This is a genomic window from Glycomyces sp. NPDC046736 (assembly GCF_040645615.1).
In the GTDB taxonomy this organism is placed as follows: Bacteria; Actinomycetota; Actinomycetes; order Mycobacteriales; family Micromonosporaceae; genus Glycomyces.
Genome location: NZ_JBEYYO010000001.1, coordinates 195326 through 217719, shown reverse-complemented (window position 1 = coordinate 217719; position 22394 = coordinate 195326). Strand labels below are relative to the sequence as shown.

The following is a 22394-nucleotide window of genomic DNA, read 5'->3' as shown; positions in this document are numbered from 1 at the left end:
CGGCATTCGCGCGCAGTTAGAAGAAAATTTTCATGATCAGACCTATTCGTGTAACCCGTTTTCATGGGACCGTCTTGGTTGACGACTGCACAAGCGCCGGCCCCCACCGGCCCCATCACGAAAGCTGGGTCCCCCGTGCGAACCACCCCCTGGCTTCTCACCGCCGCCACCCTGGCCGCAGTGCTCATCGCGCCCGCAGCGGGCGCCCAGGACACCACCGACGACGCCGCCGACGTCCAGCGCGAGACGCGCCACCTCGCGCCCGGCGTCACCCTCGACTCCTACGACCGGTGGGAGGACCAGGGCTGGCTGCGCGCCGACGCGGTCACCGTGGACCTCACCGCCGCCGTGACGCCCCAGTACCTCTCCCCCGGCGCCGTGGCCGCCGCCTCCCCGATCCGCGACCAGGTCGCCGAGCACGAGAACGTCGTGGTCGCGTTCAACGCGGACTTCTTCGACATCAACGACACCGGCGGCCCGATCGGCGCGGCCGTCGCAGGCGGCGAGCTCGTCAAGTCCGCCGACGACGGCTCCGAGAACGTGATCGCCTTCGACGCCGACGGCACCGCCTCGATCCAGACGATCGGGTTCACCGGCACCGCCGTCACCGAGGCGGCGACCTTGGATCTCCACGGCCTCAACACGACCGCGCTCCCGACCGGGGCGATCGGGGTGTACACCGAGGCCTGGGGCGAGGCCAGCCGGGCCCGGACCGCCGACGGATCGACCGCGATCGTGGAGGTCACGATCGCCGACGGCGTCGTCACCGAGGTCACCGACGCGCCGACCGAAGGCGCGATCGCGCCCGGTGAGCTCACGCTCGTGGGCCGCGAGGCCGGAGCGGTCGCGCTCGCAGCGCTCGAAGTCGGCGACGGTGTCGCGGTCGAGTACGCGCCGGTCGTCGAGGGCGAGGTGCCCCAGACCGCCGTCTCGGGACGGCAGATCCTCGTCGAAGACGGCGAACTCGTCCCCAACGCAGACCAGACCCGCCACCCGCGCACCGCCGTCGGCGTCTCCGAGGACGGCACGACGCTGTACGTGATCACCGTGGACGGCCGCCAGGCCGCCAGCGGCGGGTACACGCTCGACGAGCTCGGGACCGAGCTGCTCGCGCTCGGCGCGCACAGCGCCCTCAACCTCGACGGCGGCGGCTCCTCGACGCTGCTGACCCGCAGTCCGGGGACCGAGGACCTGATCGCGGTCAACAGCCCTTCGGACGGCGTCGAACGCGCCGTGGGCAACGGCATCGCGCTCACCGTTCCGGCCGGTGACGGCGAAGTCGAGGGCTTCAATGTCGCTCCCGCGGCGCCGTTCGTGCCCGGGGCGATCGAGGCCGCCGACTACAGCCGGGTCTTCCCCGGGCTGAGCCGCCCGCTCGCGGTCGACGCCTATGACTCGACCTACGGGCCCGCCGAGGCCGCGCCGCGCTGGCGGGTCTCCCCCACCTGGGCCGGCTACGTCGACGATGACGCGGTCTTCCACGCCCGGCACCGCTCGGGCGAGGTCACCGCGACCGCGTATTCCGGTGGGGCCGAAGGGACCGCGGACCTCACCGTACTCGGCGCGCTCGACGCGATCGCGCCCTCCGAGCGGCTCGTCTCGCTCCCCGGAGCCGAGGCGACGCTGCCGTTCCAGCTCATCGGCACCGACGCCGACGGGTTCACCGCGCCGATCGACCCACTGGACGTCAAGGTCGACTACGACCGGGACCTCGTCGCGATCGCCTCGGACGGGCTCGGCGGGTTCACCGCGACCGCGTTGACCGACAGCGGATCGGGCACGATCAGTCTCACCGTGGGGCGGCTCAAGACGAGCCTGGCGGTGACCGTGGGCCTCACCGAGTCCACTGTGGCCGACTTCGCCGACGCGGCCGAGTGGCGGTTCACCGCCGCGCGCGCCACCGGCGCGGTCGCCCCCGCGCCCGGTCACGAAGGCCAGGACGGACTCCTGATGACCTACGACTTCACGCAGGACACGGCCACCCGCGCCGCGTACGCGTGGCCCCCGGCGAACATCGCCGTCGAGGGCCAGCCGCAGGTGTTCGGCATGTGGATCGAGGCCCAGGGCAACGGTGAGTGGCCTTCACTGCAACTCAAGGACGCCAACGGGACCGACGTGGTGCTGCGCGGCGACTACCTGACCGAGCCGGGCTGGCACTGGACCGAGTTCGCGGTCCCGCAAGGCACCGCGTACCCGGTCTCGGTGTACCGCTTCTACGTGGCCGAGACGCAGGCCACTGCGTCCTACCACGGCGAGGTCACCATCAGCGGCCTCGTCGCCCGCACCGCGCCCGATGTGGACCTGCCGCAGGTCCAGGCGCGGCGCGACCCGCTCGTCGCCGCGAACCTCGACGGCGCCGAGTGGTCCTTCGCGGTCATGTCGGACGCGCAGTTCACCGCCGAGAACCCCGACGGTCCGATCGTGGAGGCCGCGCGGCGCACGCTGCGGGAGGTCAAGGCCTCCGACGCCGACTTCCTCATCGTCAACGGCGACCTCGTGGACGAGTGCGAGCCCGACGACCTGGCCCTGGCCGAGCGGGTGCTCGACGAGGAGTTGGGGCAGGACCTCGAATGGTTCTACGTGCCGGGCAACCACGAGGTCATGGGCTGCGACCTGGCCGACTGGTCGGCCGTGTTCGGCCCCGCGTACCAGACCTTCGACCACGAGGGGACCAGGTTCGTCACGCTCGACACCTCGGGCCTGACGATCGGCAAGGGCGGCTGGGACCAGATCGCGATGCTCGACGCCGCTCTCGAAGCGGCGGCCGAGGACCCGGCGATCACCTCGGTGGCGGTCGTGGCCCACGTGCCCACCAACGACTTCAGCCCGCAGCGGGCCAGCCAGCTGGGCGACCGGCTCGAAGCGGCCGTGATCGAACGCTGGCTCGGCGAGTTCGAGTCCGGCAGCGGCAAGGAGGCGGTCTACATCGGCGCCCACGCGGGCTACTTCGCGGCCGACCGGGTCGACGGCGTGTCCTACTGGGTCAACGGCAACTCCGGCAAGTCCCCCTCGAGCACCCCCGCCGAAGGCGGGTTCGCGGGCTGGACCGAGTTCGGGGTGGACGGCGACCAGTGGCTCTCGGCCCTGGTGCACCCGCGGGTCGACGACCTCGATGTGACCGCGCCCGACCTCCGCGTCGGACGCACGGTCACCGCCGAAGCCGAACTGACCCAAGGGGACACGGCGATGCCCGTGGCCTATCCGATGAGCGCGGAGTGGTCGGGTTCGAAGCACCTGTACGTGGGCACGCGCCCGCCCGGACTGCTCGACCTGCTGCGCTGCGCGGCGTGGTTCGACCCGTCCACGAACCAGCTGTTCGCCTGGCGCAAGGGCACTGTGGAGCTGACCGTGGAGGTGAACGGCGTCGCCGCGAGCGACACCGTGGTGATCGGCTGAGGCTACGCGCGTGAGCGTACGGCCGAATACGCGCGCTCGCCGATGCCCGCGCCCGGCCTCCGGGAGCAGTGTGGACGCATGAACGCACTGCTCCCCAAAGTCCTCGCCGCCGCGGCGGCCGGACTCATGCTCCTGGCCGCGGCCCCGGCCCACGCCGAGGATCCGGACCTGGTCCGGACCGGCGCGGGCCTCGTCCGCGGCTCCACCACTGACGGCGTCCGCTCCTTCCAGGGGATCCCGTACGCCGCGCCGCCCACGGGCGACCTGCGCTGGCGCGCGACCGAACCGGCCCTGCCGTGGGAGGGGGTGCGCGAGGCGGTCGAACCGGGCAGCCCCTGCGCGCGGCCCGGCCAGGAGCCGGGCACCGTCGCGGGCAGCGAGGACTGCCTGTTCCTCAACGTCCACGCTCCGGCCGACGCCGCCGAACCCTTGCCGGTCATGGTGTTCCTGCACGGCGGCGGGCTGAGCTCGGGCCAGGGCGCGGACTACGACCCGGTCCGGGTCGTGGGTCACGACGTGGTGGTCGTGACCGTGAACTACCGTCTCGGCGCGCTCGGGTGGCTGGTCCACCCGGACCTGGACGACCCGTACGCGGGCAACTTCGGGCTGGCCGACCAGCAGGCCGCGCTCGCGTGGGTGCGCGAGGAGATCGGCGCGTTCGGCGGCGACGCGGGCAATGTGACGCTGTGGGGCCAGTCGGCGGGCGGGCGCAGCGTCTGCGCGCTGCTCGCCGCTCCCGGTGCGGAAGGGCTGTACGACAAGGCGATCGTGCAGAGCGCGCCGTGCGGGAACGCGGTGGTCGGAGTGGACGAGGCCCAGCGGCACGGGCTCGCGCACGCCGAGTCGCTCGGCTGTACGGACGACGCCGAGGCGTGCCTGCGGTCGGCAGACTTTTCGGACCTGGTGGCGCTGGGCGGCGAGGAAGGCCTGTACCGCCGGGCCGCGGACCTGCCGTGGTCGCCGGTGGCCGGGACCGAAGCGCTGCCGCTGCAACCGCTGACGGCGATGCGGCGCGGACTGGCCGCCGAAGTGCCGCTCCTGCACGGGGGCACGAGCGACGAGATGCGCTCGATGGTGCTCAAGGCCGGTCCGGTCACCGAGGAGCGCTATCCGGAGCTCGTGGGCGAGCTGTTCGGGGAGCGGGCCGTGACTCCGATCATCGAGCGGTATCCGGTGGGCGACTTCGAGGCTCCGGCGGTCGCGCTCGCCACGCTGCTCACCGACTACGGCGGCCAGCTGGGGATCTGCTCGCAGCCGCCCGCGCTCGACGCCGCGTCTCGGCACGCGCCGGTGTACGCCTACGAGTTCGCCGAACCGGCCCCGCCGTTCGGGGACTTCCCGCTGGGCGCGCACCACTCGGCCGACCTGGGGTACTTCTTCGACCTGCCGTTCCCAGGCTGGCAACGGCCCGAGGGAGACCAGGCGGCGCTGTCCGAGGCCATGATCGGGCACTGGACCGCGTTCGCGGCCACGGGCGACCCGGGCTGGGACGAGTGGCGGGGGAAGGTGCTGACACTGTCGGTGGCCGACACCTCGATGGCGAACCTGGCCGCGGGGCACCACTGCGGGTTCTGGCGCGGATTCGCTTGAGCGCGAAGGGAACGCCGCCCGCAATAGCGGGCGGCGTTCAGGCGCGCTTGGGCACGTGGCAGTCGGCCAAATGGTCGTCGACCATGCCGATCGCCTGCATCATCGCGTAGGCCGTGGTGGGGCCGACGAATTTGAAGCCGCGCTGTTTCAGGGCCTTGGCGAGGGCCTTGGACTCGGGGGTCACGGCCGCCACGTCGGCGATGCGCCTGGGCCGCTCGCGAGCCTCGGGCGCGAAGGACCACACCAGGTCGGTGAAACCGCCGTCGAGTTCCCTGGCGGCCTTGGCGTTCGCGATGGTGGCGGCGATCTTGGCGCGGTTGCGCACGATCCCGGCGTCGCCCAGGAGCCGCTCGGCGTCGGCGTCGGTGTACTCGGCGACCTTCGCGATGCGGAACCCGTCGAAGGCCTTGCGGAAGGCCTCCCTCTTGCGCAGGATCACCAGCCAGGACAGGCCCGACTGGAAGGCCTCCAGGCTGACGCGTTCGAACAGGGCGTCGTCGCCGCGGACCGGGCGCCCCCATTCGCCGTCATGGTATTCGCGGTAGACCTCGGGCTCGGCGCCCCACGGGCACCGCGCCAGACCGTCCGATTCCGACGTCACGGCGTCGCTCACAGCCACCTCCACTTCGAGACCGGACCGAGCGTACGCTCCGGCACCGACAGTCCCGCCGCGAACCGGCATCACTATTGCAAGTAATTTGCAATAAGATGGCGGGGTACCCGAGCGCCCCCGAGGAGCAGCATGTCCGCCGAGTACCCGATCCCCGAACTCGTCATGGCCTGGGGCCGTGGGCGAGCCGTGTCGCGCGCGACGGCCCAGCCAGTCCCGGTCGAAGGCGGCTACGAGGTGGCCGTGGGCCCTCCGAGCGCCGAGATCCGCCGGGTCTTCCACACCTACACGCCGGAGCTGCTCGCCGAGACGGCCGCGGCCTTCGCGGCTCCGGGGCACCAGATCATGATCGCCGGGCCCACCGAGCTGCTGCGCGCCTCGGTGCCCTCGACGTGGACGATGGACGAGGGCGGGCATCTCATGACCACCGGTTTCGCGCCCACCGCGTACGCCGTCCCGGACGGGTACCGGCTCGTGGTCGAGACCGAGGGCGACCTCACCGTCGCCAGGGCCTTCCACTTCAACGGCGACCTGGCGGCGTCGGCGCGGCTCGGGCGCGCGGGCGAGTTCGGGGTGTTCGACAAGGTGGTCACCGCCCCGGCCCACCAGCGCCGCGGCCTCGGCTCGACCTTGATGCGGGCGTTGACCACGAACGCGGCCGCGCAGGGCATGAGCTGGGGTCTCCTGGTCGGCACCGACGAGGGCCGGGCGCTGTACGAGCACCTCGGCTGGACCTTCGTGAGCGACTTCCCCGGGGCGCGCAGCAAGCGCGAATAATCCCTTGCCCGTGAGCCTCGCCACTGCGATGGTGGAGCGCGGACGAGAGGACGGGACATGAACGCAGCGGGCGAGGCATGGCGAGAGGCCAACCGGGCCATGTGGGACGAGCGGGTGCCGATCCACGCGGCGAGCCGGTTCTACGACCAGGACGGGTTCCGGGCCGGGGGCGGCGACGTCAACGCGTTCGAGGCCGAGGAGGTCGGCGACGTGACCGGCAAGAGCCTCGTGCATCTCCAGTGCCACATGGGCCAGGACACGCTGTCGTGGGCGCGCCGCGGCGCGTCGCGGGTGGTCGGCCTCGACTTCTCCGAACCGGCGGTGGAGGTCGCGCGCGGCCTGGCCGAGGAGATCGGCTTCGGTCCCGAGCGGGCTTCGTTCGTGGTCGCCGACGTCTACGACGCCCGCGAGGCGCTGGACGGCGCGGTCTTCGACATCGTCTACACCGGCCTGGGGGCCTTGTGCTGGCTTCCCGACCTGGACCGCTGGGCCGAGGTGGTCGCCTCGCTGGTGGCCCCGGGCGGCTTCCTGTACCTGGCGGAGTTCCATCCGCTGTGCGACGCCCTCGACTGGGACACCGGGACGCGTTTCACGCGCGACTACCTCGCCACCGACCCGATGGTCGACGACGACGGGGGCACCTACACCGACGGCCCCCAGGACACCGTCAACAACCTCAGCTACCAGCGCACCCACCCCATCGGCCAGGTCGTCACCGCGCTCGCCGCGAACGGCCTGCGCGTCGACTTCCTCCACGAAAGGGACTGGACGCTCTTCGGGCACTTCGGGTCCCTCAAGCCGACGGACCGGGGCTACGAGCAGCCCCCGGGCACGCCTCGGGCACCGCTCATGTACTCGCTGAAGGCCTCCAAGTCCTAGCTCCGAGGGTTCTCTGAACTCGTTCCCAGGGCTCGCGGGTGTTTCGGCCGGAGTATTGCCGGACATTCGCAGAGAAGGGGGCGGGCATGGTGCGCTCGTATGAAGGCAGGGCGTTGGATCGCCCTGACGAGGAATTGGTCGACCAGGGACTGGCGTTCGACGTCGGGACGCTGCTGAGCCGCCGGAGGGTGCTGTTCGCAGGCGCCGGGATGGCCGTCGCCGGGTTGGCGGCGTGCGACGAGAGCGCGTCCGGGGAGGACTCGGGCACGCTGGCCGAGATCCCGGAGGAGACCGCCGGGCCGTATCCGGGCGACGGGTCCAACGGGGTGAACGTGCTGGAGGAGAGCGGGGTCGTGCGCAGCGACATCCGGTCGAGCTTCGGCACGGGTTCGGCCACGGCCGAGGGGATCCCGATGACGTTGGAGCTGACCGTGCACGACCTCGCGAACGGGAACGCCCGCTTCGAGGGCGTGGCGGTGTACGTGTGGCACTGCGACAGGGACGGCGAGTACTCGATGTACGCCGAGGGCCTGGAGAACGAGAACTACCTGCGGGGCGTGCAGATCGCCGACGCCGACGGGCTGGTGCGGTTCACGAGTATCTTCCCGGCCTGCTACTCGGGCCGGTGGCCGCACATCCACTTCGAGGTCTACCCGGACGCCGACTCGATCACCGACAGCGCCAACGCGATCGCCACGTCGCAGGTCGCGATCCCCGAGGACGTGTGCGACCAGGCGTACGCCGAGCCCGGCTACGAGGGCTCGGTGTCGACGCTGGCGCAGGTCACGCTGGAGTCGGACAACGTGTTCAGCGACGACGGCGGCGAGTCGCAGCTGGCCACCGTCAGCGGGGACGCGTCGAGCGGGTACACGGTGGCGCTGGCGGTCGGCGTCGACACCGGCACCGAGCCGGGCGGGGGCGGCATGGCCCCTGAAGAGGGCGGCGGCCCCGGCGGCGGGCCGGGCGCGCCCGAGGGCGAGCCCCCGGGCGGTCCCGGCGGGGATTAGTGCAGGACCACCAGGCCGGTCTCGCCGAAGAGCGTGGCGGCCAGGGACGGGCGGTTGCCGGCCTTGACCGGGAGTTTCGCGCCGAAGGCCGCGATCGGGCCTTCGACCGACTCGGGGTGCGGGTGGACCGCTTCGAGGCCCACCAGGGGCACCAGCGGCAGGTTCGCGGACGGGTGCGGGGTGCTCCCCCAGGCGATCAGGAACGGGACGGGGCCGCGGTGGCGGCCTTCCCGGTCGAGGGTGAGGCGCCACGAGAGGGTCGCGCCGTCGGGGGTCTGGCGGCTCATCTCCCACGGCTCGCCCGGGTCGTATCCGGCCTCGCGGGAGGCGGCGACGGCGCCGTCGATGTCCTCGGTGCGGACGGCCCAGGTCACGAGGCGGGCCTCGGTGAGCGTGTCGATGCCGAAGGGCCGCCACCGGTCGGGGGCGGGCTGCTCGGGGTCGGGGCCGACGATCTCCAGGTAGCCGCCTTCGCCGAGGCCGAGCAGGAAGTTCCTGGTGCCCAGGCCTTGGTGGACGCCGCCGGGGACGGGTCGCGTCCCGGTCAGGCGGGCGACTTCGTTCACGGTGGCGGCGAGGTCGGGAGTGGCGAGTACGAGGTGGTCGAGTGAGGACATGAGGGGCAGTGTAGTCAGCCTGTGCCGCAAAGATCCCGGGACAGGTGTCAACGGCTGAGGCGATCGGGGTCGGTGAGGCCCTCGAAGAGGTCGTCGCGGGTGTCGCCGAGGGCCCGTTCGACCTGCTCGACCTGCTCCCGGGCGCACGCGACCTCCCGCTCGTAGGAGAAGCCGAGCGCCTCACCGGCGAAGGCCACGTCGTTCTCGCCGCGGCGCATGAGGTCGCCGATGCCGTTCTCCAAGAGGCCGAACGCGTGCTTGGCGCCGGTCACGGCGCGGTGGTAGAACTCGCCGGGGGTGGCCCCTTCGAGCATGCTGCGGGCGTTGACCTCGATGAGGATCTGCTGGGTGTGCAGCAGCTGCGAGGACACCAGGTTCGAGGTCAGCGGCGCGTTGCCCTCCTCGACCAGCACCGCCGCGAGCAGCACCGCCGACTGGCGGCGGTAGTTCATGGAGCTCACGACCAGGGCCGGGTTGTCGTGGAGGAGCCGCTGGACCTTGAGGAAGAACGGGTTGTCGTTCAGACCCGTCTGGGGGGCGTGGTGCTCCAGCAGGCCCAGGAAGCGGTCGCGAAGGGCCGCATGGGGAGTCTGGCCGACGGGGCGGGTGCGCACGGTCTCGGCGGGGTCGCCGGTGTGGGCCTTCATGCCGCCGATGACGAGGTCTTCCTTGGTCGGGAAGTAGTTGAACACGGTGGCCTTCGAGACCTCGGCCGCGGCGGCGATCTCCGCCACCGAGACGTTCTCGTAGCCGCGCTCGCTGAACATCTCCAATGCGGTGGCCCGCAGGAGTCCCCAGGTGGCGTTCTTCTTGCGCTCACGCAGACCGGCTCGTTGCTCCACACCTTCAGTGTACCAGATCTAAATCTGAGTCCGGAAAAAACTTGTACTCGGTCAAATTCTACTGCTATGCTCGCCGACATGACAGGAAACCCACCCGCTCACCAGGCCCGCAAGGCCGAACCGGACGAGGAGGACGCGCCCGAGGGATCGATCGTGCGCCTCCTCACCGAGTACCTGCGACCCCACAAGCGCCTCATCTGGCTGACCGTGGCCTTCCAGACCGTCCAGACCATGGCGATGCTGTACGTGCCCACGCTCAACGCCGACCTCATCAACCAGGGCGTGGCCCAAGGCGACACCGGATACGTGCTGCGGCACGGCGCCTTCATGCTCGGGGTCACCCTCGTGCAGATCACCGCCGCCGCGCTCGCCGTCTACTTCGGCGCCCGCGCCGCCATGGGCGTCGGCCGCGACCTCCGCGCCGACCTGTTCTCGCAGGTGCAGCGCTTCTCCAGCACCGAGATGGAACGCTTCGGCGCGCCCTCGCTCATCACCCGCACCACCAACGACGTCACCCAGGTCGTCACCCTGCTGGTCCTGGCGCTCACGATGCTCCTGACCGCCCCCATCGCGGCCCTCGGCGGGCTCGCGCTGGCGCTCAGCCTCGACGTGCCGCTGTCGGGAGTGCTCCTGGCCGCGATCCCGGTCGCGGCCGTGATCATCTACGGCATCGTCCGCGCCATGATCCCCGCCAGCCGCATCATGCAGCGGTGCATCGACGGCATCAACCAGGTCATGCGCGAGCACATCACCGGCATCCGGGTCATCCGGGCCTTCGTGCGCGACGACCACGAGCAGCGCCGCTTCGACAGGGCCAACACCGAGCTCACCGACGCCTCGCTGCGGGTCGGGCGCGTGCAGGCGTTCTTCGGGGCCACCGCGATGGTCTGCGGAAACCTCACCTCGATCGCGATCGTGTGGATCGGCGCGGGCCGCATCGCCGACGGCACGCTCCAGATCGGTGACCTCATCGCGTTCCTCACCTACGCCGGACAGATCCTCGGCGCGGTCATGATGTCGATGGGCGTGTTCATGATGGCCCCGCGAGCCAAGGTCGCCGCGGGCCGCATCCGCGAAGTCCTCGACACCCGCCCGAGCATCGCCGACCCGGCCGACCCGGTCACCGAACTCGTCGGCACCGGGCCTGACGGGCGCGTCGAACTCCAGGTCGCCGACCTGAGCTTCCGGTACCCCGGGGCCGAGGAGGCCGTGCTGCGCGGCGTCGACCTCGTGGCCAGGCCCGGCGAGACCACCGCGGTCATCGGCTCCACCGGCTCGGGCAAGACCACCCTGCTGCACCTCATCCCGCGCCTGTTCGACGCCGACGGCGGCAGCGTCCGCGTCGACGGCGTCGACGTGAGGGAGATGGACCGGGCCCTCATCGCCCGCACCATCGGACTGGTCCCCCAGCGGGCCTACCTGTTCTCGGGCACCGTCGGCTCGAACCTGCGCTACGGCGACCCCGACGCGAGTGACGAGACCCTGTGGCGCGCACTCGAAATCGCCCAGGCGGCCGACTTCGTCCGCGCCATGCCAGACGGGCTCGACACCGAGATCGGGCAAGGCGGCACCACCGTCTCCGGCGGCCAGCGCCAGCGCCTCGCGATCGCCAGGACCCTGGTGTCGCGTCCCAAGATCTACCTGTTCGACGACTCGTTCTCAGCGCTGGACACCGCCACCGACGCGGCGCTGCGGGCGGCGCTCGCTACTGAGATCGCCGACGCGGCGCAGGTGATCGTGGCCCAGCGGGTCTCGACCATCCGCGACGCCGACCGGATCGTGGTGCTCGACGCCGGGAGGGTGGTCGGGACCGGCACCCACGAGGAGCTGCTGGCGACCAACCCGGTGTACGAGGAGATCGTGACTTCCCAACTCACCCTTCAGGAGGCGATGTGAGCTTGCGCGGCGGGCCGGGCATGCCGGCCATGACGAAGGCGAACGACTTCAAGGGCACGCTGCGCCGGATCGTGCGGCTGCTGCGGCAGGAGCCGGTGCGGCTGGCGTCGGTGATCGGCTTCGGGGTGCTCATGGTGCTCGGGATGCTGGCGATCCCCACGGTGCTGGGCCGGGCCACCGACCTGGTCATCGAGGGTGCTTCGGCGGGCGGGCTGGACTTCGCGGCGCTGGGGCGGATGCTCGCTCTGGCCGTGGGGGTGGCGCTGGTGACGTTCGCGATCACGGTCCACAACGGGCGCACGATCGCGAAGCTGGCGCAGAGCATGGCGTACGACCTGCGGGCCGAGGCCGACCGGAAGTTGGCGGCGCTGCCGCTGGGCTACTTCGACTCCCGTTCGCGGGGCGAGGTGCTGTCGCGGGTCACCAACGACATCGACAACCTGACGCAGACGGTGGGCCAGGTGACCCAGCGGGTGGTGCAGGGGGTGATGTTCCTGATCGGTGTGCCGATCATGATGCTCACGATCTCGCCGCTGCTGACGCTGGTGGTGCTGGTGCTCATGCCGCTGACGGTGGTGGCGACCCGGTTGATCGGCAAGCGCAGCCAGCCGCGGTTCAAGCAGCAGTGGGCCACCACCGGGAAGCTCAACGGGCACGTCGAGGAGATGATCACCGGACACCAGCTGGTGACGCTGTTCGGGCGCCAGGCGCAGGGCGCGGCCACGTTCAAGGGGCACAACGAGGAGCTGTACGCAAACTCCGTGCGGGCGCAGTGGGTGGCGGGGCTGCTGGGCCCGGCCATGGCGTTCCTCGGTTCGGTCACGTACGTGATGGTGGCGGTCGTGGGCGGGCTCCAGGTCGCGGCGGCGGTGCTCACCTTCGGGCAGATCCAGGCGTTCATCCAGTACACCGGGCAGTTCTCGAACCCGTTGAACATGCTGGCGGCCCTGTTCGGGCAGGTGCAGTCGGCGGTGGCCTCGGGTGAGCGGGTGTTCGAGTTCCTCGACGCCGAGGAGCAGTCGCCCGAGCCGGTCGCGCCCGAGGGCGCGCTGGCGTCGGTCGAGGGCCGGGTGGCGTTCGAGGACGTGTCGTTCCGGTACCTGCCCGACGAGCCGCTGATCGAGCACCTTTGGTTGGAGGCCGAGCCGGGCCGGACGGTGGCGATCGTGGGTCCCACGGGCGCGGGCAAGACCACCCTGGTGAACCTGCTGATGCGCTTCTACGACCTTGACGCGGGGCGGATCACGGTGGACGGGGTCGACGTGTCCACGGTGGAACGCGAGCGGCTGCGCAGGCGCATCGGGATGGTCCTCCAGGACACGTGGCTGTTCGACGGCACGATCGCGGAGAACATCGCGTACGGCAGGCCGGAGGCCACTCGGGAGGAGGTCGTGGCGGCGGCTTCGGCCGCGCACGCCGACCATTTCATCCGCACGCTGCCTGACGGCTACGACACGGTGGTCGGGGCGGAGGAGGGGAGCTTGAGCGCGGGCGAGCGGCAGTTGGTCACGATCGCGCGGGCGTTCCTCATCGACCCGTCGATCCTGATCCTCGACGAGGCCACGAGTTCGGTCGACACCCGCACCGAGATGCTGGTGCAGCAGGGCATGGTGGCGCTGCGGCAGGGGCGTACGAGTTTCGTGATCGCCCACCGGCTCTCCACGATCCGCGACGCCGACCGGATCGTGGTGATGGAGCACGGCCGGGTGGTCGAGCAGGGCCCGCACGAGGAGCTGCTGACCGCGGGGGGCGCGTACGCGCGCCTGTACGAGGCGCAGTTCGCGCTTCCCGCGGTCGAGGAGGAGGACGAGGCCGCGCTGGGCCGGTCCTGACTCGCATGGGAGCTGTTGGAAACCAGGACCCGTGAGCGCTCTGCGTGAGCGCGTGAACGCCCCGGACCGCGTGGTCCGGGGCGTTCGCGTTGTCGCGCTTGCGATTCAGATGGTCGCGGTGTGGCCGTTCTCGATGCGCTGGTAGCGGTCGCCGAGGATCTGGCCGAGGAAGCGGTCGGTGATGGTGATGCCTTCGGGGCTGAGGATGGCGTCGTGGATGGGGTGGACGGTCTCGGCGTCGACGGCGCGGGCGTAGTCGATGGCCTCGGCGAGTTTCAGCCACGGCGCGGCGATCGGCAGGAGCAGGGTGCGCACGGGCGTGTCGGGGACGGTGAGCGAGTCGCCTGGGTGGAACACGCCGTCCACGAGGTAGCCGGTGTTGGCGATGGTCGGCAGGTCGGGGTGGATCACGGCGTGGTGGCGGCCGATGGCCTTCACCTCGGTGCCCGCGGCGGGGACGGTGTCGCCGCCGGAGACGGCCGTGAACGGGAGGTCGCCGAGGACGGCGGTGATCGCTTCGGGTCCGTAGATGCGGGCCTCGGGGCGTTCTTCGAGGAGGAGCCGCAGTTCGGGGTCGTTGCAGTGGTCGGGGTGCTGGTGGGTGACGAACACGGCGTCGGCGCCGTCGAGCGCGGCCGGGTCGGAGAACACGCCCGGGTCGATGACGATGGCTCCTTGGTCGGTCTCGATGCGGACGCAGGCGTGGCCGTACTTGGTCAGTCGCATCTGCTCACCGTAGAACGGGTAGCGGGCTCGCGAGCGTTTCGGGGGAAATCGGCTCAGAGCGCGGTGAAGGTCCCTTGGGCGAGGCTGAGGGCGACGGCCGCGGCGCACACGGCGAGCGCGGCGGCGACGACGGCCCAGTCGGCGGGGTGCATGCGCTGCTCGCGGGCGTGGGTGCGCGGGATCTCGGAGTCGAATCCGCGGGCGTCCATGGCTGCCGCGAGGCGCCCGGCGCGGCGGATCGCGCCGACGAGCAGCGTGAACATGGTCGAGGTGAACAGGCGCAGGCGCCGCAGCGGATTGGCGCCGCCTTCGAGCCCGCGGGCGCGGCGGGCGGTGGTGATCTGCCGCCATTCGGCGGCGAGGATCGGCAGCAGCCGCAGCGCGGCGAGGGCGCCGATGGTGAAGCGGGCGGGGGCTTTGAGCTGCTGGGTGAGGGCGTCGGCGAGGTCGGTCGGATCGGTGGTGGCGAAGACGAGGACCCCGGCGGTGGCGGCGACGCACACGCGCAACCCGATCGCGGTCGCGTCGAGCAGCGCACCGGTACTGATCTCGACGGGCCCGAGCGAGAAGAGGAGGCGCCCGGTCTGTTCGGCGGCGAACACGGCATTGACGATGACGACGGTCCCGGCGGCGAACCAGAGCAACCGAAGCCGCCGAACCAGCGGCCCGGGCCGGATGCCGGTGAACGGCAGCACCAGGAGGAGTGCGGCTAGGAGCAGCAGCGGGGTGAGCCAGTCGGAGGCGATGAGCGCGGTGGTCGACAGGGCGACGACGGCGCCAAGCTTCGCGACGGGATTGACGCGGGCGATCGGCGCCTCGGGCGCGCACACGGGAGCGATGGTCAGCATGGGGCCCCCGGGCCGGCAGGGGTGAAGCGCGGGCGAGGCGACCTGGCCAGTGCGGACGTTGGGCCTGCGCTGGTCCGGTCGCGCGGTGTTCGGTCGGAGGTGAGTTCACGGGTGGCCAGCGATCCGGGTCGGCCGTGTCGAGGTCGGTGCGTCATCGACGGACCTCCTTCGACACTCTGCCCTGATCGAGGACGAGTTCGCGGGTGGCCAGTGCTGCCGCGAAGTCGCGGTCGTGGGTGACCGCGAGGAGGGCGGTGCCCTCGTCGCGGATGTCGGCGGTGAGGTCGACGAGTTCGCCCCAGGTGCGGCGGTCTTGGCCGAAGGTGGGTTCGTCCAGCAGGAGCACGCCCGGGGCGGCCGCGAGGGCTCCGGCGACCGAGAGCCTGCGGGCCTCGCCGCCGGAGAGCGTGTGGGGGTTCGCGAGGGCCAAGGGTGCCAATCGGAGTCGTTCGAGGAGTTCGTCCACTCGGGCCTCGATGCGGGCCTTGGGCCACCCGGCCTGACGGGGGCCGAAGGCGAGTTCGTCGCTCACGGTGGCGGTCACGAACTGGTGCTCGGGGTCTTGGAAGACCGTGCCGACGCGCGCGGCGAGGCGGCGCGCGGGGAGCTTGTGGAGCGGGCGCGATTCGCCGGGGACCGCGGCCCGGCCGCGGGTGGGTCGTTCGAGGCCGCCCGCCAGGAGCGCGAGCGTGGACTTCCCCGAGCCGTTGGGGCCGGTGACGGCGAGCAGTTCGCCTTGGCGCAGTTCGAAGGAGACGCCGTCGAGCGCGGGCCGGTCGGCTCCGGGGTGGACCAGTGCCAGGTCGTGGGCGCTGAGGGCGAGGTCGCCCGCCGCGCGGGCGGGCCGGGTCGGCAGCGGTGCGCCCGGGACCCAGACGCCTTGGGCCGCAAGGGTCTCGCCGTGCTCGGCGAGGACTTTCGCGGCGGGCCCGTCGGCCAGGAGCGCGCCGCCGGGGCCGAGGGCGATCACGCGGTCGACGAGGTTGAGGATGTCGGCCACGCGGTGCTCGACGACGATCATGGTGGCTTCGGTGTCGGCCAGCGCCGACCGGAGCGCGTCGCGGATGTGCTGCGCGCCTTCGGGGTCGAGGTTCGCGGTGGGTTCGTCGAGGAGGATCAGGTCGGGCCTGCGGGCCAGCACCCCCGCGAGGGCGAGGCGCTGCTGCTCGCCGCCGGAGAGGGCGTGCGTGTCGCGTTCGGGCCCGTAGGGGAAGCGGACCGAGTCGAGGGCGCGGTGCACGGCGGGCCAGATTCGACCGGCCGGGACGGCCTGGTTCTCCAGGCCGAAGGCCACGTCGTCGCCGCTGCGGGCCATGACGAGCTGCGTCTCGGGGTCTTGGAACAGGATGCCGACGCGTTCGCGCTGGTCGGCGGCGGGCTTGCCGTCGAGGAGGACTTCGCCGTCCTGTTCACCGGAGTCGCCGGTGAGGAGCCCGGCGAGCGCGGCGAGCAGGGTGGACTTGCCCGACCCCGAGGGGCCGAGCAGGAGCACCCGCTCGCCGGGCTCGACGCGCAGGTCGACGTCCGAGACGGCCTTGGCCCTTCGCCCGGCGTGGCGCCAGGCGAAGCCGCGGAACTCGACCGGGATCATCGGTCAGATCCGGGCCCGTTCGCGCCCGGCGGGGAACCGGTCGAGGACCCCGGTGGGGGCCATGGCCTTGACGAGGGCCTTGGAGCCGAGACCGGCGACGAGCGCGCCGGAGAGGAGGGCGAGCACGAAGTAGGGGACCTTGAACTCCCACAGCCCGGTGTCGGGGTAGGAGTTGCGCAAGTCGAAGAGCGCGAGGGCGACGGCCGAGAGCGCGCCGCCGAGGAGCGCGACCGCGGTGTTCCAGCGGCGGTAGCGGGTGGCGGCGAACGCGAGTTCGCCGCCGAGGCCCTGGAGGAGGCCCTGGTAGATCACGGCGACGCCCCAGTACGCGCCGAGGAGCGCCGAGACGGTGGCGGCGAGGCCTTCGGTGAAGAGTCCGGCTCCGGCGCGGCGGACGATGAGCGGGGCGAGCACGGCGGGGATGAGCCACACGCCGTTGAGGACCGACTTCAGGGGCGGGTAGAACAGGAGGGCCGGTTCGAGTCCGGCCCAGACGAACCCCCAGGCCCAGAACACGACGCCGAAGGCGACGGCGAGGACGGCGCAGGTGAGGATGTCGACGGTGCGCCAGCGGCCGGGGGCGGCGAGGGCGGTGCTGTCGGGCATGGGCATGCCTTTCGTGGAAAAAGGGACACGACGCGACAGCGGTCGACGAACGACTTCCTACGCCGGTATTACCCGGATCAGGTGTGAGGGTCTGCGGTCGGTTCCGCACTCTCAGCCAATCGGCTCCCCTGTCAGCTTCGACGTTAACACCACGCGGTGCGCCGGTAGCGTGTGCGCGGCCTCGCGGTGACGGCCCGCGCGGCGGGCCGTAGATTGCCGGGATGACCACTGAAGCGGATTGGGATCTGGTGCGGCGGGTCGTGGCGGCGCTGCCGGAGGGGACCTGGACCTCGTACGGGGACCTGGCGGAGCTGATCGGGACGGGACCGCGGCAGGTGGGCGCGTTCATGAAGGACGGCGATGTGCAGCGGGCCTATCGGGTGCTCACCGCGGGCGGCACGGTCTCTGAGGGTTTCCGCTGGTCGGACGGGCGCAGCGGACGGGACGTGCCGGAGCTTTTGCGTGAGGACGGCGTGACGGTGTCCGCGAAGGGCCGCGCGGACCGGTCGCAGCGGATGTCGGTGTACGACTTGAAGCTCTTGGCGAACGAGCTCGAACAGGACGAGGCCTGACCGGTCTCAGTGCAGGTCGGCGTCCGGGGCGGTGTGCTTCCAGGACGTGAACTCGACCGCCAGCCCGGGCCGCGACGGCGCGCAGCAGTACGGGCCGGCCTGGACCTCGGCCTCGGGGTCGAGCGGCGCGAGGCGCACCAGCCGCCACGGCTCCTCCCCCGCGCGGGCGCGGACTGCGACCGCGTCCCTCAGGCGCGTGGCCCGGACGGTGACTTCGAGTCCGGCCCACTCGGGGACCGGCGCGGTGGACCAGTCGGACTTCACGTCGGTGACCACGGCCCCGATCTGGAGCGCGCCGTCGGCGTACTCGACGCCGGTCTTGATCCAATGCTCGGCGTCGGCGCGGATCATGATCCCGGCCTGGTCGAACTGCCGGTCGTACCCGGCGATGAAGCTCACCTCGACCGCGCGCGTGCCGTCCCAGGCCTCCAGGAGCGCGTGCTCGTCGTCGTGGACGAACCCGTAGCCGGTGTGCCGCCACGCGTCCGAGCCTTCGACGGCGGTGACCAGGAGGTGCCCGTCGTCGGTCTCTTCGGCCGAGACCGGCAGCGCCGTCCACGCGCCGGACTTCCACGGAATGTCGATCGGTGCCTCGATGTCCATCGGCCCGAGCCTAGTCGGACTCGCTGCCGCCGTTCAAGGGCTTGACGCACCCATGGGGTAGAAACGGGGCATGGCAGGAATCGGCACGGACACGCTCAGGGACGAGGCGGAGGCGCTGCTGCGCGCCCTCGCCGGGGAACACGCCAGACTGCGCGAGGACCAGTGGCGCGCGATCGAGGCGCTGTGCTCGGGCGGCGAGGACGGCAGGCGGGTGCTCCTGGTGCAGCGCACCGGGTTCGGCAAGTCCGCGGTGTACTTCACCGCGACCTCGCTACTGCGCCGCCGCGGCGCCGGGCCCACCGTGATCGTCTCGCCGCTGCTCGCTCTGATGCGCAACCAGATCGAGGCGGCCCAGCGCGCCGGGGTGCGCGCCCGCACGATCAACTCGGCCAACCCCGAGGACTGGGACCAGATCGCCGAGGCCATCGCCGAGGACGCGGTGGACGTGCTGCTCATCAGCCCCGAGCGGCTCAACAACCCCGCGTTCCGCGACTACCAGCTCCCCAAGCTTGCCGCCGGGTGCGGGATGCTCGTGGTCGACGAGGCCCACTGCATCTCCGACTGGGGCCACGACTTCCGGCCCGACTACCGGCGCATCGCCACCTTCATCGAGGACCTCCCTCGCAGCGTCCCGGTGCTGGCCACCACCGCCACCGCGAACGAGCGGGTCTCCGGCGACATCGCCGAGCAGCTCGACCGGCCCGGCGAGTCCACGCTCGTGCTGCGCGGCAGCCTCGACCGCGAGTCGCTGCGGCTCTCGGTGGTCGACCTGCCCGACAACGCCCACCGGCTGGCCTGGCTCGACGAGCAGCTGCCGCGCATGACCGGGTCGGGCATCGTCTACACGCTCACCGTGGCCGCCGCCGAAGAGGTCAGCGACTACCTGGCCGGCAGGGGCCACGCCGTCGCGTCCTACACCGGCCGCACCGACAACGCCGAGCGCCTCGCACGCGAGGAGGAGCTGCTCGACAACCGCCTCAAGGCCCTCGTCGCCACCAGCGCGCTCGGCATGGGCTTCGACAAGCCCGACCTGGGGTTCGTGGTCCACCTCGGCGCGCCCTCGTCGCCGGTCGCGTACTACCAGCAGATCGGCCGCGCCGGGCGCGCGACCGACCGCGCCGAGGTGGTGCTGCTGCCCGGCAGCGAGGACCGGGCGATCTGGGACTACTTCGGGTCGCTGTCCTTCCCCGCCGAGGACGCGGTGCGCCGCACCCTGGACGTGCTCGGGGCCGAAGGCCGGGCGCTGTCGACGGCCGCGCTGGAGCCGCTGGTCGACCTGCGCCGCACCAGGCTCGACATGATGCTGAAGGTCCTCGACGTGGACGGCGCGGTCCGCCGCGTCAAAGGCGGCTGGGAGTCCACCGGCGCGGCCTGGCACTACGACGCCGAACGGTACGCGAAGGTGGCGGCCGCCAGGAGGCACGAGCAGCAGCGGATGCTCGCCTACGAGGCCACCGACCGGTGCCGCCTGGAGTTCCTGCGCACCGAACTGGACGACGCCGAGGCGGCCGCGTGCGGGCGCTGCGACAACTGCACCGGCACCCGCACCGAGGCCGGGGTCGGGGCCGAAGCGGCGGAGGGCGCGGCCGCGGCACTGTCGAAACCGGGCGTGGCCGTCGAGGTCAAGCGCATGTGGCCCACCGGGATGCAGGCCGTGGGCATCGACCTGAAGGGGAAGATCCCAGCCGACGCGAGCGCCGAGCCGGGCCGGGCCCTCGCGCGGCTGTCCGACATCGGCTGGGGCGGCCCGCTGCGGGCGCTGCTGGCCGACGGGATCGACCGCGAGGTACCCGAGGACGTGTTCGGCGCGGTGGTCAAGGTCCTCGCGTCCTGGGACTGGACCGAGCGGCCCGCGGCGGTGGTGTCGATGGGGTCGCTCTCGCGCCCGCGCCTGGTCGACGGCCTGGCCGAGCGAATCGCGCGACTCGGGCGAATGGAGTACCTGGGGGCGCTGGGCCGCTCCCCAGAGGCGGTGTCCGGTGCCCACCGGGCGAACAGCGCGCAGCGGTTGCGGCAGGTGCTCGACGCGTTCACCGTGGACTTCCCGGTGCCCGCGTCGAGTGTGCTGCTGGTGGACGACGTGCGCGACAGCGGATGGTCGATGACGGTGGCGGCCATGCGGTTGCGCCGCGCGGGCGCCTCGGCGGTGTACCCGCTGGCGCTGGCGTTGCAGGCGTGACACGGCCCGGGCACTCGGTGCCCGGGCCGCACGTGTCACAGTGCCGCGAGCAGAGCCGGGAAGTAGCCCTGGGAGTGGCCGGTGACGTTGGGGTGGTACGGGATCTCCAGCACGGTGAAGCCGTGCAGCCACGGCTGCGGGGAGCAGATCTCGTGGCCGGAGAACTCGTCCCGCACGTCCACATAGGTGAACCCGTGCGCTCCCGCGGCGTTGGCGATGACCGCCGAGAGCAGGTCCGCGCCGTTGTTCATGCGCTGCTGCTCGGCGATGCTGATCAGACCGAGGGCGTCGCAGTGGTTGGTGGCGGCGAACAGGCGCGGGTAGCCGGTCACGTAGACCTCGGCATTGGGCGCCCGCTCGGCGATCTCGGCGTAGACCGCGTCGAGCTTGGCGGGCAGTTCCTGGGTGGCCTTGCGCTCGGCCTCGTCGATCGCCGGGTTGCAGTTTTTGAACGGCGTGATGCAGGCGATCACCGCACTGGTCCAGCCGACGTCGTTGCCGCCGATGCCGATCGTGACCAGGTCGGTGTCCTCGTCGAGGGCGTCGAGCTGGTCGGCGAGGACGTCGGCGGTGGTCGCCCCGCCGCACGCGGCGAAGGTGAGGTCGGCGTCGAGTTCGGCCGCGAGCAGCCACGGATGGGAGTTCTTGGACCGCTGGCACAGCAGGTCCATGTACGGCCCGGCGCCTGAGCCGGAACTGTACGAGTCGCCCAGGGCGACATAGTCGATGGTCTCGGGTTCGGCTTGGGCGGCGGTGGGGACGAGGAGGAGGGCGGCGAGGCCTGCTACGGCGGCGGCCAGCATTCGGGTGGGTCGGCGCATGGGGGGAGTTCCTTCGCGAGTCGACGTTGACTTGCCCAATATTGTGACTCGCCGGTAACTTGCGGGGAACCCTCAAACGGTAACAAATCTATAATTTTACATATCTCATTCTAAATTGATCTTGTCGCGGCCCCTGAGCGCTCCACTCCCCCGGCGCGGCACTAGAACTCGGCGGCGATCACCGGGAGGTAGCCGCTCGCGTGCCCGAGCGCGTTCGGGTGGTAGGACTCGACCGCCGGATAGCGCAGTCCGTGCACATAGGGCACGTCGTCGCAGATCGCATGACCCGCGAACGCGTCCCGCACGTCCACATAGGTGAACCCGTGCGCTGCGGCGGCCGCGTCGACGGTCTCGGCGAGGAGGTCGGCCGCCGCGTTCATGCGGCGCTGCTCGGCGACCGTGATCTGCCCGAACGCGTCGCACGTCCCCGATTCGTCGAACAGGCGCGGGTAACCGAGCACGAACACCTCGGCGTTCGGGGCGTGCCGCCGGATCGCGCCGTAGACGCCGTCGAGCAGGCCCGGCAGCTCGTCGCGGACGCGCGTTTCAGCGGCCTCGATGTCACCTTGGCAGTCCACCAAGGGCGTGATGCAGGCCCGGATCGCCTCGGCCCATCCGATGTCGTTGCCGCCGATGGTGACCGTGACCAGATTGGTGCCCGCGTCGAGGCCGCCGAGCTGCTCGGCGAGCAGGTCTTCGACCGTCGCGCCCGAGCAGGCCGCGAAGACGAGCTCCGCGCCGAGCCCGCTGGCGAGGAGCTTCGGGTAGGCCAGGTTCGAACGCAGGCAGTCGTCATCGGCGTAGCTGCCCGCGCCGGTGCCCGAGGAGTACGAGTCGCCCAGCGCGGCGTACTCGATCGAGGCGGGCGCGGCGTGGGCGAGGGCGGGGAGGGCGAGGACCGCGGTGGCGGCCAGGGCGGCCGCGGCGAGGCGGGCAGGGATCATGCGGGCTCCGTTCCGAGTCGGTACGAGGAGGAACTTTAAGGCCCGGACGGACAGTCGA

19 protein-coding genes and 1 riboswitch are annotated in these 22394 nt (G+C 71.6%); of the genes, 9 read left to right on the top strand and 10 right to left on the bottom strand.

The features are described from left to right. The first annotated feature begins 135 nt into the window (after window positions 1-135). Together AB0B28_RS00980 and AB0B28_RS00975 are read left to right on the top strand one after the other, a co-directional pair. Window positions 136-3396, top strand: a complete 3261-nt coding sequence (locus tag AB0B28_RS00980) for a phosphodiester glycosidase family protein (protein ID WP_360114337.1) — start codon at window positions 136-138, stop codon at window positions 3394-3396. 78 nt (window positions 3397-3474) lie between these two features. Continuing rightward, window positions 3475-4986: a carboxylesterase family protein gene (locus tag AB0B28_RS00975; protein ID WP_360114334.1), complete on the top strand. Its 1512-nt coding sequence runs from the start codon at window positions 3475-3477 to the stop codon at window positions 4984-4986. Window positions 4987-5023: 37 nt separating this feature from the next. On the opposite strand, the gene AB0B28_RS00970 is transcribed toward AB0B28_RS00975, so the two are convergent. Continuing rightward, on the bottom strand, window positions 5024-5599 hold the full coding sequence (locus AB0B28_RS00970) for a DNA-3-methyladenine glycosylase I (protein ID WP_360114331.1): 576 nt from the start codon (window positions 5597-5599) through the stop codon (window positions 5024-5026). Between the two features lie 129 nt (window positions 5600-5728). On the opposite strand from AB0B28_RS00970, the gene AB0B28_RS00965 reads away from it, so the two are divergent. From AB0B28_RS00965 to AB0B28_RS00955, 3 genes are all read left to right on the top strand, one after another. Then, a complete protein-coding gene (locus tag AB0B28_RS00965; protein WP_360114328.1) occupies window positions 5729-6373 on the top strand; it encodes a GNAT family N-acetyltransferase in 645 nt (214 codons plus the stop codon). 57 nt (window positions 6374-6430) lie between these two features. Further along, entirely contained in the window at window positions 6431-7252 is an 822-nt protein-coding gene (locus AB0B28_RS00960; RefSeq protein ID WP_360114325.1) for a class I SAM-dependent methyltransferase, read from the top strand. 86 nt (window positions 7253-7338) lie between these two features. Continuing rightward, the gene (locus AB0B28_RS00955) at window positions 7339-8259 is read left to right on the top strand and encodes an intradiol ring-cleavage dioxygenase (RefSeq protein WP_360114323.1); all 921 of its coding nucleotides are present in this window, start codon (window positions 7339-7341) and stop codon (window positions 8257-8259) included. Here AB0B28_RS00955 and AB0B28_RS00950 read toward each other — a convergent pair. Together AB0B28_RS00950 and AB0B28_RS00945 are read right to left on the bottom strand one after the other, a co-directional pair. After that, entirely contained in the window at window positions 8256-8876 is a 621-nt protein-coding gene (locus AB0B28_RS00950) for a VOC family protein (RefSeq protein ID WP_360114321.1), read from the bottom strand. The two genes, AB0B28_RS00955 and AB0B28_RS00950, sit on opposite strands and share 4 nt — an antisense overlap. 47 nt (window positions 8877-8923) lie before the next feature. After that, on the bottom strand, window positions 8924-9718 hold the full coding sequence (locus AB0B28_RS00945) for a TetR family transcriptional regulator (protein WP_360114318.1): 795 nt from the start codon (window positions 9716-9718) through the stop codon (window positions 8924-8926). Between the two features lie 78 nt (window positions 9719-9796). Here AB0B28_RS00945 and AB0B28_RS00940 point away from each other — a divergent pair, with 78 nt between their 5' ends. Continuing rightward, window positions 9797-11614 (top strand): ABC transporter ATP-binding protein, encoded by a 1818-nt coding sequence (locus AB0B28_RS00940; protein WP_360114315.1) that lies wholly within the window; start codon window positions 9797-9799, stop codon window positions 11612-11614. 29 nt (window positions 11615-11643) lie between these two features. Continuing rightward, window positions 11644-13446 (top strand): ABC transporter ATP-binding protein, encoded by a 1803-nt coding sequence (locus AB0B28_RS00935; RefSeq protein WP_360114311.1) that lies wholly within the window; start codon window positions 11644-11646, stop codon window positions 13444-13446. Between the two features lie 105 nt (window positions 13447-13551). Here the strand turns inward: AB0B28_RS00935 and AB0B28_RS00930 are convergent, their stop codons facing one another. The 4 genes from AB0B28_RS00930 to AB0B28_RS00915 all read right to left on the bottom strand — a co-directional run bounded on the left by AB0B28_RS00930 (window position 13552) and on the right by AB0B28_RS00915 (window position 17217). Then, window positions 13552-14172, bottom strand: coding sequence for an MBL fold metallo-hydrolase (locus tag AB0B28_RS00930; RefSeq protein WP_360114308.1), 621 nt, complete (start codon window positions 14170-14172; stop codon window positions 13552-13554). Between the two features lie 53 nt (window positions 14173-14225). After that, window positions 14226-15020, bottom strand: coding sequence for an energy-coupling factor transporter transmembrane component T (locus tag AB0B28_RS00925; protein ID WP_360114305.1), 795 nt, complete (start codon window positions 15018-15020; stop codon window positions 14226-14228). Window positions 15021-15171: 151 nt separating this feature from the next. Continuing rightward, window positions 15172-16611, bottom strand: a complete 1440-nt coding sequence (locus AB0B28_RS00920) for an ATP-binding cassette domain-containing protein (RefSeq protein WP_360114302.1) — start codon at window positions 16609-16611, stop codon at window positions 15172-15174. 3 nt (window positions 16612-16614) lie between these two features. After that, window positions 16615-17217: an ECF transporter S component gene (locus AB0B28_RS00915; RefSeq protein WP_360114299.1), complete on the bottom strand. Its 603-nt coding sequence runs from the start codon at window positions 17215-17217 to the stop codon at window positions 16615-16617. Between the two features lie 37 nt (window positions 17218-17254). Further along, window positions 17255-17357: riboswitch (TPP riboswitch) on the bottom strand. 81 nt (window positions 17358-17438) lie between these two features. Between AB0B28_RS00915 and AB0B28_RS00910 the strand changes: the two genes are divergently transcribed. After that, window positions 17439-17789 carry an MGMT family protein gene (locus tag AB0B28_RS00910; protein ID WP_360114296.1) on the top strand — a complete coding sequence of 117 codons (351 nt, stop codon included), beginning with the start codon at window positions 17439-17441 and terminating at the stop codon, window positions 17787-17789. A 6-nt stretch (window positions 17790-17795) separates the two neighbouring features. Here AB0B28_RS00910 and AB0B28_RS00905 read toward each other — a convergent pair whose 3' ends face one another. Continuing rightward, window positions 17796-18392: a DUF1349 domain-containing protein gene (locus AB0B28_RS00905; protein WP_360114293.1), complete on the bottom strand. Its 597-nt coding sequence runs from the start codon at window positions 18390-18392 to the stop codon at window positions 17796-17798. A 70-nt stretch (window positions 18393-18462) separates the two neighbouring features. Here AB0B28_RS00905 and AB0B28_RS00900 point away from each other — a divergent pair, with 70 nt between their 5' ends. After that, window positions 18463-20571 carry a DEAD/DEAH box helicase gene (locus AB0B28_RS00900; protein WP_360114290.1) on the top strand — a complete coding sequence of 703 codons (2109 nt, stop codon included), beginning with the start codon at window positions 18463-18465 and terminating at the stop codon, window positions 20569-20571. A gap of 35 nt (window positions 20572-20606) precedes the next feature. Here the strand turns inward: AB0B28_RS00900 and AB0B28_RS00895 are convergent, their stop codons facing one another. Next, window positions 20607-21392 (bottom strand): SGNH/GDSL hydrolase family protein, encoded by a 786-nt coding sequence (locus tag AB0B28_RS00895; RefSeq protein ID WP_360114287.1) that lies wholly within the window; start codon window positions 21390-21392, stop codon window positions 20607-20609. A 161-nt stretch (window positions 21393-21553) separates the two neighbouring features. Continuing rightward, window positions 21554-22336, bottom strand: a complete 783-nt coding sequence (locus AB0B28_RS00890) for an SGNH/GDSL hydrolase family protein (RefSeq protein WP_360114283.1) — start codon at window positions 22334-22336, stop codon at window positions 21554-21556. Between the last annotated feature and the right edge of the window lie 58 nt (window positions 22337-22394).